Origin of the sequence: Caldicellulosiruptor sp. F32, from assembly GCF_000404025.1 — a bacterium.
GTDB lineage: Bacteria > Bacillota > Thermoanaerobacteria > Caldicellulosiruptorales > Caldicellulosiruptoraceae > Caldicellulosiruptor > Caldicellulosiruptor saccharolyticus.
On sequence record NZ_APGP01000044.1, the window covers coordinates 1 to 12,875 of the forward strand.

Genomic DNA, 12,875 nt, shown 5'->3' on the forward strand with positions numbered 1-12,875 from the left:
TAAGTCTAGAACCATCTTTCTTTTTAGTTGTGAAACATCTCTTAACAAGATTTTGAGCAAGTTCCTCCCAACCCTTGCATCCAATTAACCGCGATACTCCTGCTCCAATGAAGACAGCAAGAGTTCTATTATTTACTGCTTCTTTTATTTTGTTTGGTAATTCTGGTATTTTTGATATCATATTATCACCTCATCAACAGATGGTTATGGGTATAATGGTAGATAATAGATGGTATGTATTTGAAAATTCTTTGAATATGAATTTGAGCAAAGCTATTAATTATTGTAATTAGCTACACTTTGCTATTTTGAAGTGTTATCAGATAGATGCCATCTTATATCTTCTATTTTCTGAAAACAATCTTTTAATTTCATCTAAACTGAATCCTAATTCTGTTAGCAAGCATATCTCTAGTAATATTTTGAGTTTTTGGGTAAGATTATAGAGTTCTTCCCCATTAGCAGCTTGTTCTTTTAATTTCTCATCGTAATGAGTCAGGTAATGTCTGGTATTAACTACTTTATCAATAAAAACACTTTCTTTTTCTATGAACACATTTAAAATTTCTCGATATTTATCAAAGATTTCTTCCAATCTCTTTCTCAAAGAAAATTCGTTCCCGTATTTCAGATATCTTTTCAATCTATCTCTTAAGTCATTTCTAACATCCGATGGAATTGCATTTACTAATGCATTATATACTTCTTTATAATCCTCATCTGACAAATATTTTCCACCATAAGTACGTTGATGATATGATTCTATCGCTTGGATTAAGCTTAAAAAACGATGTTCAAGATACATCCGGGGATTATATAATGTACCAAAATATAAATCATAAACAGGTTTTAATAAATCTACTTTTTTAAACCAATTTCTGAGAAAAAACTCGAATTTATCAGAAATGTAACTAAAGGTAAAAAGCATGTAAAAGGGTAATAACAGTTCACATGTCTTAGAAATGTCTGACACTTTATAGAACACTTTAACAGAAGGATAATATGTTTTGCCATTTAATATTTTTTTGTTCGCTGCTGTTATACCCTCAATAACCAATGGATAAACCGGTTTTGTGATTCCGAGAGTTAAAAAATTTTGAATATGATACAAAACATTCATGTATTCGTCAAATGACTTTTCCTCCAAAGGTTCTATTCTTATATATGTGCTCTGTTTGATAGTTGCTTCCTTTTGCACAATAGAATGTGTGGGACCTTTAACTCGAAAATCTATAAATAGCTTAAAATTATCATCAATTCTTGCCTGAATAGGTTCAGGTAAATTGTATTTTATCGTTACTTCTTTTTCGTCATACCCAATTTTGAATCCAGTAATATTAACCCATTCATCTAAATTCGAATAATAGATAGATAGTTTTCTAAATCTTATATTCTCGTTTTTCTGGAAATGCGCACCTACAAAAACTATATTAGCATAGAATGAAGATGTTGATAAACTTGGTAAATTTAGGTTTGATTGGGTTTCAAAACATCTATATAAAGTAATATCTTTTCCACTTGAGGATACACCTAATATAATGTCAGGGCTCAACATTTTGTCCATATCTTTGAGATCCTTAAAAGAACCTATTAACTCTAAAATTGCTCCTTTCTCAGGGGTAAACGTAAGTGTGCCTGAAACCTGTTTGTTAGGTTTGTTTGGAAGCCACCATATACCTTTATATTCAAATTTTTCAATCATTTTTTCACCTCCAATAGCATTTGAGCTAGCGTGGACATATCTGCAAAAAGAAGATCACTAGTATTGTAGATACGCAGTACTGTAGATAAACATTTTTCTGGTGAATACATGTTTCTCTTTCACTTCCAATATTTTTATATTATCTGATTTTATCATGTTACTCTCTATTTGTTTTCCTTTAATTTATTGCTCCTAACAGTTCTCACATGTTCCCTCATATTTCTATAGCTATTAATATTCACTGAACAAAGCCTCTGAAAAATTTTCTCTTTTTGTTCATCAGTCAAACATTCTCTATTATACTTCTTTATCGTTTTTATAAGTTTAGTTGTCCAAACAACATCTGTTTTTGTTTCAATTTTTAAATCAGCCTTTGTGGTAAAAACTATCACTGAGATAAATTTTATATCACCTAAATCTGATAATATTTCTTTAAGCGCTTGGATGTGACCATAGTTTTGCCTAATCGGATTGTAAAATTTTTCTTTTCTTTTGTATATAACTTGCGTCCAGTATTCATCATATTCTTTGCCATATATCAAACCCTGATAATTTTTTGTCTCAATAACAAATACTCCATAATTCGAAACAACAACATGATCTATCTGAACTGTTTTAGAACCAACTTTAATTAAAAGGTTATTCAAAACTTTATACTTTTTAGGGTCTAATCGAGCCAGAAAAAACGAAACTGATTTTTCACCTATTGCTCCTTTTATCTTCGGTCTCAACAATGATAATATTGCGCTTATAATTAGTAAAACCCATACATACCATAAATCCAAAAGCAGATTAAAAGCTAATTTCAAACTTTTTCCTCCTCTCTCTAATCCCCAAACCTATAAACCTGATCTTTTGTAAACTGCCATTCTGGAGTTACTAAAATATCTCCGAAGTTTATTGAATACCATGGATTGCCATCTTCGTTTGCTGGGTTTTTTAAGATGTGAATGTCTTGGGCTGGCATATAGCTTTGTGCAAGCAAGAATATCTTCTCACCCGTCTTCGGATTTTGGGCCATATCAACTACAATAACGCAATGTCCAGGGTCGCTTCCTTTTAAAAATACATCTCCAATTTGCAAATCATTCAGTGGTACTCTTTTCATTTCTTGAGAAAGTGACAGTGTTCCAGCATATGCAAATACCATGTCAAGATATTTTCTAAAACATTCATAACTATCATCATATCCAGCAGCTTTTATCCAATAAGCTTTGTTGCCTTCAACTCTTATTCTATAACCTTGCATCCACTTTTTAAAATCAGCTCTAAAGCCATTTGTGAAGTTAAAATGAATTTTGCCATATTGCCTGTTCTTATAAAGATACTCTGAATAAAGCCTTATGACAGCATCTGCACACTGCTGCAAATCTCTTGTGCCAACATCCATATCAACTACTGCAACATATACGTCGTTTGGTTTTTCTTCACCATTATAGTACTTTACCTTTGTGCCATGGGGTTTGAGAGGTAGATTCCTTAAAAACTCAGCAAAAGATCCTCTTGGAACTTCAACTCTTTGATATCCTTCTGGTACTTTTATTCTTTCACTTATCGTTTTGCCATGGCTATTTATCAGACTTTCCTTGTAACTCTGTTCTGATTTATTAGTGGGAAAAGTAATACCATCCTTTTCTTTTAATTTTGGCTTTTTTGCAATTTCAGTTTTTTCCAATTGAGATTGTTCAGTTGTACAACCAACCATTAAAGAAAAAATAAAAATAGCTGCTGTTGCTAAATATATCAGCTTTCTTATCATCGGCATCTTAGTCAGCTCCTCATTTAAACAGCTTTTTCAAAAGTGAAAATATGCTAAAAGTGGTTCTGTTGTAGATTTTGTTGTACATGTATTTTTTAGGATTTGTCATCCACCCATATCCTCTTGGTGCTTTCAAGCCCAAATTATGCCTGATAAACCTTTTGACGCTTGTTCTTGCAGCTATGCTTTTCCTTATATTTGGTTTTCTTATACCAAATTTCATTTTATCGACCACCTTTCGGATTATTTTCTATCATATTCTTAATCATATCATTTGATTTAAAAAGTTTCTTGAAACATTTAAATTAGAATACTTCGTTAGCACTTTTCAAAATTTCCTTATATAGCTTATGGCTTATCCTGATATTTGATTCGATTAACTTTTCTAATAAGGGTTTTAACTCAATGATTATACCTTCCTGTTTTGCCTTCAATAAAATACCTAATGTTCCTGTAAGTTTTATATCCAGAGAAGATGCCACTTTCCTACCTTTCTTTTCATCCATGATTAAAAGGTCTCCACCTAGCTCCTTAAATAATATTATTGATTCACTTTCACCTATGTTTAAACCATGCATTTTTTGAACTAATTCTACTGCTAATCGATTTTTGACTTCTTTTGTAATTATAAAACTACTCTTGGTTATCTGTTCAATCTCGAAGATGAACTTTTTATTAGATATAAGTTCTTTGTAAACTCCTTCTGAAATATAATTCTTCCAAATAAATACTCTAAAATCTCCAACTTATTTATCTTTGCTAAAGCAATAATTGGAGTTGTGTTAGAAACTACTATCACTTTTGTGATCCTCCAACAACTTATCCAAATTCTTTTTATCTTCAATTACTTCTTCAATGGTTTGGTCAAAATAGCTTATGCCTAAGGCACCTAAGTCAGCCAAATAATCTATTTTATTCATTCCAAGTATTTCAGCTGCCATACCAAATGAAATCCTTTCTTCTTTTACTAATGTGTAAACTATAAGTTCCTTAATTTTCTTTAAAAACTCTTCATTATCACTTGGTAAATAATTAATAATTTCCTTAGGAAGTTCGAATTCAAATTTGCTTGTTTCCATTTAAAAAATCATCTCCTTATTATATAATTTTTCTTTCTTTGATTTAAACTTCAACTTTCTTAATAACAAATTCTTTGACCAACACCGCTAACTTATAAGAGTCTTTAGCTTCTTCTATTTAAGGAATATAAAAATCATCTGAGTATCCTTATATCAACTGCATAAAACGTTAGCTGCTCACATTTAATTCCTTTAATTTCAAAAAATTACTATCTTGATCCCCTCGGTAGCTTTCAAACCCAAATTATGCCTGATAAACCTTTTGACGCTTGTCCTTGCAGCTATACTTTTCCTTATACTTGGTTTTCTCATGCCAAATTTCATCTTTCCACTTGCTCTCCAACCAAACACTTGCTCACTATTATTCTTCTTAACAACAATATAACTTTTTTATAAAATTTTTTCAAGTAAAATGACAAAAAAAGAGCAGAGCTTTTACACAGCCTGCCCTTTGAAAATATAGCATTTGCTAAAAATGTAATTTGGGTAGATTTTCATCCTAACTAGTTATTTTATTCTCTACTACAGCCGCTTTCTTCAAGGAATCTTTTAAAACAAATCTACTAAGTCACTCAACAAAAGCCTCTGAACGATAGCAACATCCTATTTTCTCACCAATTTTCAATTATCCAATATTGATAGTCCATTCTTCTTATCAGAAAGTCAGTAAATAAAAGTATATTAATAAAAACTATTCCATTAAACACAATCTTTTTTATTAATTCTTCGTTAATACCGAGAGATGTTAAGTTAATAATAAAATCTCCAAATAAGAGAAGAATTAGGGTGACTATGCCAGTATTTACAATTTCCTTCCCTCTGTTAATCTGCCCCATATCAAAAAGCATATTTATCATCCTTTTTGCTTCCACCTTCTCTTTCAAAACAGTCGCAAGTAAGTTAATAACAATTTTTTAAAAGGGTGTTTTTGCTAAAGTTTCTTCAATTGAAGTTCTTAGGAATATGCACATAATTTTGCCTGATTGGATTATAGAGTTTTTCTTTTATAAATTACCTGTGTCCAATATTCATCAAACTCATTTCCATAAATCCAGCTCTGTTTTAAATAATTTTTTATCTATCAATAGTTGTAGTTAGATAAAGTACAAGTTTTTTTAAACATTGCAAACTCATTGTTTTTGCGTCATGGTCTGCTCCTTCATTTCCTTTAACTTATGTATGTTTATCAAGGGTAATCTTACAGGAGGATTAAAGCCTGCCAGGGCTGTACAAGAAATCACATATGCCCGTGTCAAGTGAGCTAACGTCACTATTCCATTTAATTCTAACATATTCTTGAAATCTTGCATACCTAATTTTTCTTTTTTGCCTATAAATGCACCTTCATATATAATATTAACTTTAAACAAAAGTTTATTTTTAACCTTAGCAGTAAAATACGATTTGAAGTGGAGAACCCCATAATACAACTGTTCATTTTCTTCAAGTTTTATAATTTCATAATCATAGTTATTGCTTACACTAATATTTTCCTTCTCTTCGTTCCAATCCCTTGTTTCAAGCTCAAATTTTACAACTCTACTAGAAATAATTTGAAAATCAGCCTTTATCATATCTATATCTATCAAGCCGCATCACCTACTCTGTTGCTACTTCCCACGTCAATAAAAGACTCACTACATTCAATCCACTGTTCCATAGGTTCTGTCTTTTCTCTCAACTCGACTTTAAATTCTAAACCAAGAGCTTTTGATATCTCATAAAGCATTTTTACAGTAGGATTATACTCTCCACTTTCAAGCTTTGAAACCATTGCCTGCGTCATACCAAGCTTTTGAGCTAATTCTTTTTGGGTTAGATTATTTTTTATTCTGTAATTTATCAAGCTTAATGCGATATTCACTAGAATATCATCTAATTCAAAATATTTTTTATCTTCTTCACTTACATATTTCTCCACTATTTTATATGGAGATTCCAACTTAATTAGTTCATTCATTTACGTTCACCTCTAAAAACAAAATTTCTTCTATAATATTATATCCACTTATTTACTCTACTAACCCTTGCGATTTAATAGCAAAAACTAAGTAGTAACCAGTTTTAAATCAGGATATGTAGATTTGAGCTCCTCAAGACGTTCTTTCGCTTTTTCAATTGCATAAGAATAACTTTTTGGATTTTTCTGTTTGGCTGGGCTTTTCTTCCCTCTTTAATTTCTCAAAAATCTGAGATTGATTAGTACAACTTTTCTTGAGAGCTTCTAAAAACTTAAGTGCTTTTCTAAATTTCCGACCAAACTGGGCTTTTTCACCACTTTTATCTATAATCTCTTCTAAGTCACTATTAAGCCCTGAATGACAATAAATATAGTTTGAAATAAACCCCTCTGGATAAATTATATTTTCCACTTTGTTAAATTCCATCCTTGACACCTTAATTATATAACTTATAAGTTATATTTGTCAACAAAATTTTTACAAATCTTTTGTTAGTCATTTGAAACTAATACACACTAAACAGGTTACACATAAGTTTTTACTCACTAAAACCTATAAACGTACCCCTTTTTGAACTGCCACTCTGCCGTTACTAAAATGTCCTCAAAATTTACTGAATACCATGGATTGTCATTTTCATCTGCCGGGTTTTTTAGGATGTGTATATCTTGAGCGGGCATGTAGCTTTGAGCAAATAGGAAAATCTTCTCACATGCCCTCAAATTTTGTGCCATATCAATAACAATTGCGAAGTGTCCATAACTTAGAAGTACACTCTTGCAAAAATAAAAGTGTCTCACCATAGGCAAAGATTATATATTGCCTTTTCCCTATTAAAACTTTCACTTCATATAGATCCTCATTTGAATAACTTCTTAAAAAGTGAAAATATGCTAAAAGTTGTTCTGTTATAGATTTTGTTGTACATGTATTTTTTAGGATTTGTTATCCATCCATAGCCCCTCGGTGCTTTCAAGCCTAAACTATGCCTGATAAACCTTTTGATACTTGTCCTTGCAGCTATGCTTTTTCTTATGCTTGGTTTTCTCATACCAAATTTCATCATTATTGACCACCTTTCAGGCTAAAGCTTTCAATATACTTTTTGATTTAATTGTTTTATTTTCTTTTACAGTATGTACATCAATTAGAAGTAGTGAAAGTTTAGCTGTTATATAAATATCTACACTATTCATAGTACTTATCTCTAATTATACCATACACTTGCTAAATTTAAAATTTCCTAAATTGCACATCAACATTTTAGCATCCTTCTCTTTTATGATGTGCTGAGTAAAATGTAAGTTTAGCCTCTGTGAGGACAAAAAAGCTTAGGTGAATAAGCCTGAAAGGATGCTCTTCTGACAAGTTAATAGAAAGACAAGAAATACTAAAGTGTTTATTAACAATGTTGGGGTGGTACTAAAAAATGCCACCCCAACTATTGCTCATTATAGAGAAGTCACAGATATTTACTTTTATCTGCCACAATCAAAGTCTCACTTCATTGGGTACAATGATTCTTCGTAAATCTTTTTAATTACTTCTTTGGTTGCTTTAACTGGAGACATTGAAAGGAGTAACCCTAAAGACGGTGTCTCAAGTGCCAAGTCCACAAGATTATCAACGTCGCTCTGGCTAAATCCAAAGTCAGAAAGTTTCTTATCGCACCCCATTTCAAACAACCACTCTTCCACTTTCTTAGCTGCAAATTCTGCCTCTGAAGGCACTCCTTTTAAGTTAGGAACAATTGGCTCATAAACAGATGCCAAAACTTCAGCCTGATATGGATAAATTGTCTTGACTATAGCAGGAAGAAGTGCTCCAAGTCCCAAGCCATGTGGAAGTTCAGGCTTTACAGCACTTAGCGGGTGTTCAAGAGCATGTGTAAGATGTAAAAGTCCGTTATCAAACGAGATACCTGCTAATGCTGATGCATACAAAAGGTAATACCTTGCAATAAGGTTTTGTGGCTCATTTATTGCAACAGGTAGATATTTTGCTATAAGCCTTACAGTCTCCTGTGCGGTTAAAATACTGTATGGGGATGCTACCAATGTTGTTGAGGCTTCTGTAACGTGATTGAGCGCGTCTACTGTAACTGCAACAGTTTGTGTTTTATCAAGTTTTGTCATAAGCTGAGGATCATCTATTGAGTATAATGGATAGATACAATCATATGCAATTGCAGGTTTGTAATTTTTCTCAGGTATAGTTGCAACAGCAAATCTATCAACTTCTGTACCTGTACCATGTGTCAAGTTTATAGCTATTATTGGAACAGCTTTTTCAGGAGCAAACTTTTGCTCGTAAAGTTCTCTTGCATTCCTGTCTTTGTATTCAAGAAGTACAGCAACGCTTTTTGCAGTATCAATTGGACTTCCTCCACCGATACCAATAACTGCTTGTGCACCAAAACTTTTAGCCATTTCAACCGCTTCTTCGATCATATCAACAGTTGGATTTGGCCCAACTTTGTCATAAATACAAAAGTCAACTTTCTTTTCTTCCAGTGCAGGCCTTACAACATCCCAAGCTCCACTTATTTTGTAAGAGCTTTTGCCAGTTATAAGTATAACTTTATTTATTCCCCTCTTCTTCAAATCCTCCAAAATGTCGCCTATTTTATTAATAGCACCAATTCCGAAATATGTTGTGTTTTTACACCTAAGTTCAAATATCTTGAAAGGATTTATTTTAGTTTCCCACATACAAATTACCTCCTGTTAAAAAATTAACATTCCAATTATTATTATATAAACATTGTTTGTTTTTTGTCAATCAAAAATATTAAAAATCAAAATAGGCTCTCTTGTTAAGAGAGCCTATTTTTAGTATTTCAAATGCTTATCTTGTAAGTATTTCTTAAATCGATTTTTCACTGTGTCAAATACTGCTTTTTCTACAAAAGCAGGTGCATCCTTTGATACAAATAAGTGTACGGTCTTATCTGGAGTTGCAAACCCTTCTGTGTAAAGTATTTGCTGATTATACTTGTTCTCATTTTGGAGCAATTCAACCATTTCGCGGTTTAGTTTCTCTAAGTTATATTGCAAACCAAATAGTTCAGCCAATTTCAACAACAACTCCAAATTAGAAAGCCCACTCTTTGGCTTTAGTACCAAGTTCAGATTTTGTATCTTTCCGTCAGCTCTTGTCACAGTTCCTGTGCTCTCAACATGGCTCACAAGTGGAAGAACAACATCGGCTCTCTTGCCCGTTTCTGTCAAAAATACATCAGCAACAATCAAACATTCCAGTTTGTCTAAAACTTCTCTCAGGTTCTCATCTGCAGCTTGTGGATCCTCTCCTACTATGAACGCAGCCTTGACCTTTCCTTCATTAATCAGCTTTACTATTCCTTCTTTGCTCATTCTAATACCCATATCCCAAGCACCTTGAGTATTGCCAAGGCCAGTTACTTTAATTATACCGCAGCGCGGTCTTCCAATTTTTTGTGTCAATGCTAATATATCAGCAAGTTGTCCAATTGTTGTGTCTGATACACTCTCTTCGTCTACAATCACCATAGCAGTTTTCGCACCAGCTATGATTTTTGCAAACTCACTTGCTTCATCTGTAACCTCAACATTCTTTACATCATCTTTTAGTTCATCTAAATTAACTGCTATTTTAGATACATAATCTTCATCGACAGCTTTCATTTCGAATAAAGCTTTTATTGTGGCCTTGAAGAAGACTGTATTATTTATCTTGTATTTTGCAATTGCCCACTCATCTGCTCTTGTCTCTCCATTGTTTATTGTAACTAGTTTTGCACCCAATTCAACTGCTTTTTTCAGTTTAGCACCCATTACTGCATGGTTTTCTGCTACCTTGCCAACAGCTACAATAAGGTCAGTAGAGTAAATTTCATCAAAACTATTAGTTGAATCGTTCAAACCAAATATTCTATCGAGTACAGACTCCCTCAAGTCGAAAGAACCTATCACAGTAGTGTCAAGTTTTTGTGCCAGTTTTGTAAGAAGTAAAGCTTCCTCATTTGTCAACCTCTGTGATGCAATTATTGCTATACTATCCTTACCATATGATGCTCTAATTGCTTGAAGTTTTTTAGCAGTCTCAATCAGTGCTTGGTCAAAAGTGGTTTTAGATAGTTCTCCATTTACTTTAATCAAAGGTGCTAAAATTCTGTCTTTGTCGTTTACATACTTTATACCAAACCTGCCAAAAGCACAAAGCATACCCTCATTTGATTGAACTGGTGATGCATCAAATATCAAATTCCCCTTCGTCTCTACCAGCATTTCACAACCCATGCCACAGAAAGTACATACAGTTTTTGTAGCAACAGTATTAACTGGTACTTGCTTTGCAACAGGTTGTTTGCCAATACATGCACCTGTTGGGCATATGTCAGCACACTGTCCACAGGATATACAGCTTGTCTCTTCTAACGGCAAACCAAACTCTGGTTTGACTATTGTTTCAAAGCCGCGATTCACAAATCCAAGCGCGCAAACTCCAACTACCTCTTCACAAACTCTTATGCAAAGACCGCACAAAATACATTTGTCGGGATTTCTTTCAATAAACGGATGCTTCTGAGGCTCATATCTTTTGTGCTTGTAACCTGAAAGCCGCTGAGGATCTACATCGTACTGGTTAACATATTTATAAAGCTGGCACTCAAAGTAATCCATGCATCCACACTCAAGACACCTTGATGCTTCTGCAATTGCCTCTTCTTCTGTCATTGTTGATGTTATCTCTCTGAAGTTATTCTTTCTTTCTTCGGCATTTGCTACCTTTAATGGTACCCTTGGTTTTCTCTCTCTATCTTTAAAGTCTTCTGGCGTAAGGTCTTCTTGCTTTACATAATATGGTTCTTTAATTGGCTCTAACTTGCCCCTAAGATAGCTATCGATAACCCTTGCTGCGTTTTTCCCTTGTGCTATAGCTTCTATTGCAATCTTTGGACCTGTTACAGCATCACCACCTGCAAATACACCCTCAAGACTTGTTTGATATGTGCCTTCATCAACCTTTATTGTACCATGTCTTGTAAGCTCCAACCCTTCTACATCTTCCACTCTTACTTTCTGACCAATTGCAGATATAATTGTATCAGCTTCAAAAATAACCTCAGCACCCTCTATTGGCACAGGTCTTCTTCTTCCTGATTCATCCATATCACCAAGTCGCATTCTCTGACACTTAAGCGCCCTGACCCTGCCTCCATCAGTTATTACCTCAATAGGTGCAACAAGGAACTGGAACTTTACTCCTTCCTCTTCCGCTTCATTTACTTCTATATCCTCGGCAGGCATCTCTTCACGCGTTCTACGATAAAGCACTGTAACCTCTTTTGCACCAAGTCTTATTGCTGTTCTTGCAGCATCCATAGCAGTGTTACCACCGCCAACTACAAGAACACGCTGTCCAAGATTTACTGGCTGGTTCATAGAAACCTTTCGCAAAAACTCAATCCCACCTATAACACCTTCTGCACTGTCTCCCGGACATCCCAGTGTTGAGCTTTTCCAAGCACCAACTGCTAAGAAAACTGCATCATAGTTTTTGCGAAGATACTCTAAAGAAATATCAGCACCAAGCCGCATATTAGTCTTAATTTGAACGCCCATTTTTTCAATTAGCTCAATTTCTTTATCCAATATCCTCTTTGGAAGTCTGTATTCAGGTATACCGTATCTTAACATACCACCAGCTTTTGGCATAGCCTCATAAACAACTATGTCATGACCTTCTTTTGCCAAGAAAAACGCACATGTAAGCCCAGCCGGCCCACCACCAACAATAGCAACCTTTTTACCTGTCTTTGGTTTTATCGGCGGTATATAGCCATCGTCCAAAAGGTCAATGTCCCCTACAAATCTTTTGAGCTCGGCAATAGCAATAGGTTGGTCCACCATATTTCTTCTGCATGCTTCCTCACAAGGGTGTGGGCACACTCTACCTATACTTGCAGGAAACGGCAACTGTTCTTTTATGAGCGCAACCGCTTCTCTAAACTGACCATTTGCAATAAGTCCCACATACCCTTGGCAATCGGTGTGAGCAGGGCAAGCCAGGACACAGGGAGGTCTACAATCTCCTCTGTGCTCGGATAACAAAAGCTCTAAAGCCATCTTGCGTGCATTTCTGACACGTGGTGAATCTGTTTTTATAACCATTTTATCAGTAACATATGTTGAACATGCTCTTGCCAATTTAGGTGAGCCTTCTATTTCTACAACGCAGAGCCCACATGCACCGTAAGGTTTTAACCTTTTATCATAGCAAAGATGGGGAATTTCTATATTATTCTCATGTGCTACTTCTAAGATTGTTTTCCCTTCCTCGGCAAATATCTCTTTGTTGTCAATGTTCACCCTTACAAGTCGCATAAACAT

16 protein-coding genes and 2 pseudogenes are annotated in these 12,875 nt (G+C 34.1%); all 18 read right to left on the reverse strand.

Annotated elements, in window-relative coordinates; translation table 11 throughout:
• A partial coding sequence (locus tag H964_RS04165; RefSeq protein WP_039764937.1) for a hypothetical protein occupies nucleotides 1-181 on the reverse strand: 181 nt, incomplete at its 3' end.
• A gap of 138 nt (nucleotides 182-319) precedes the next feature.
• Nucleotides 320-1,702, reverse strand: coding sequence for a HEPN domain-containing protein (locus H964_RS04170; protein WP_039764939.1), 1,383 nt, complete (start codon nucleotides 1,700-1,702; stop codon nucleotides 320-322).
• 164 nt (nucleotides 1,703-1,866) lie between these two features.
• Entirely contained in the window at nucleotides 1,867-2,511 is a 645-nt protein-coding gene (locus H964_RS04175; protein ID WP_039764943.1) for a nuclease-related domain-containing protein, read from the reverse strand.
• 17 nt (nucleotides 2,512-2,528) lie between these two features.
• On the reverse strand, nucleotides 2,529-3,467 hold the full coding sequence (locus tag H964_RS04180) for a DUF4846 domain-containing protein (RefSeq protein WP_039764946.1): 939 nt from the start codon (nucleotides 3,465-3,467) through the stop codon (nucleotides 2,529-2,531).
• 13 nt (nucleotides 3,468-3,480) lie between these two features.
• Complete coding sequence (locus H964_RS04185; RefSeq protein ID WP_011916201.1) at nucleotides 3,481-3,684, reverse strand: hypothetical protein; 204 nt, start codon at nucleotides 3,682-3,684, stop codon at nucleotides 3,481-3,483.
• Nucleotides 3,685-3,766: 82 nt separating this feature from the next.
• Nucleotides 3,767-4,039, reverse strand: a complete 273-nt coding sequence (locus tag H964_RS12825; RefSeq protein ID WP_237738190.1) for a DUF3368 domain-containing protein — start codon at nucleotides 4,037-4,039, stop codon at nucleotides 3,767-3,769.
• Between the two features lie 65 nt (nucleotides 4,040-4,104).
• Nucleotides 4,105-4,260 (reverse strand): hypothetical protein, encoded by a 156-nt coding sequence (locus tag H964_RS12830; RefSeq protein ID WP_237738191.1) that lies wholly within the window; start codon nucleotides 4,258-4,260, stop codon nucleotides 4,105-4,107.
• Complete coding sequence (locus H964_RS04200; protein ID WP_039764951.1) at nucleotides 4,244-4,540, reverse strand: UPF0175 family protein; 297 nt, start codon at nucleotides 4,538-4,540, stop codon at nucleotides 4,244-4,246. Before H964_RS04200 ends, H964_RS12830 begins: the two co-directional genes overlap by 17 nt.
• A 198-nt stretch (nucleotides 4,541-4,738) precedes the next feature.
• The gene (locus tag H964_RS13165) at nucleotides 4,739-4,864 is read right to left on the reverse strand and encodes a hypothetical protein (protein ID WP_271628821.1); all 126 of its coding nucleotides are present in this window, start codon (nucleotides 4,862-4,864) and stop codon (nucleotides 4,739-4,741) included.
• A gap of 287 nt (nucleotides 4,865-5,151) precedes the next feature.
• Nucleotides 5,152-5,397 (reverse strand): hypothetical protein, encoded by a 246-nt coding sequence (locus tag H964_RS04205; protein ID WP_011916198.1) that lies wholly within the window; start codon nucleotides 5,395-5,397, stop codon nucleotides 5,152-5,154.
• 103 nt (nucleotides 5,398-5,500) lie between these two features.
• Nucleotides 5,501-5,615: pseudogene (locus tag H964_RS13490) on the reverse strand (NERD domain-containing protein); the annotation flags it as partial.
• A 55-nt stretch (nucleotides 5,616-5,670) separates the two neighbouring features.
• Nucleotides 5,671-6,129: a protein-export chaperone SecB gene (locus tag H964_RS04210; protein ID WP_011916197.1), complete on the reverse strand. Its 459-nt coding sequence runs from the start codon at nucleotides 6,127-6,129 to the stop codon at nucleotides 5,671-5,673.
• The gene (locus H964_RS04215; protein ID WP_011916196.1) at nucleotides 6,126-6,500 is read right to left on the reverse strand and encodes a helix-turn-helix domain-containing protein; all 375 of its coding nucleotides are present in this window, start codon (nucleotides 6,498-6,500) and stop codon (nucleotides 6,126-6,128) included. Before H964_RS04215 ends, H964_RS04210 begins: the two co-directional genes overlap by 4 nt.
• A 154-nt stretch (nucleotides 6,501-6,654) precedes the next feature.
• Nucleotides 6,655-6,927, reverse strand: coding sequence for a hypothetical protein (locus tag H964_RS04220; RefSeq protein WP_011916195.1), 273 nt, complete (start codon nucleotides 6,925-6,927; stop codon nucleotides 6,655-6,657).
• A gap of 119 nt (nucleotides 6,928-7,046) precedes the next feature.
• A pseudogene (locus H964_RS12835) lies at nucleotides 7,047-7,259 on the reverse strand (DUF4846 domain-containing protein); the annotation flags it as partial.
• Nucleotides 7,260-7,360: 101 nt separating this feature from the next.
• Nucleotides 7,361-7,564, reverse strand: coding sequence for a hypothetical protein (locus tag H964_RS04230; protein WP_011916194.1), 204 nt, complete (start codon nucleotides 7,562-7,564; stop codon nucleotides 7,361-7,363).
• Between the two features lie 436 nt (nucleotides 7,565-8,000).
• Nucleotides 8,001-9,212 (reverse strand): iron-containing alcohol dehydrogenase, encoded by a 1,212-nt coding sequence (locus H964_RS04235; RefSeq protein WP_039764960.1) that lies wholly within the window; start codon nucleotides 9,210-9,212, stop codon nucleotides 8,001-8,003.
• 120 nt (nucleotides 9,213-9,332) lie between these two features.
• Nucleotides 9,333-12,869 carry an NAD(P)-binding protein gene (locus H964_RS04240; RefSeq protein ID WP_039764963.1) on the reverse strand — a complete coding sequence of 1,179 codons (3,537 nt, stop codon included), beginning with the start codon at nucleotides 12,867-12,869 and terminating at the stop codon, nucleotides 9,333-9,335.
• Between the last annotated feature and the right edge of the window lie 6 nt (nucleotides 12,870-12,875).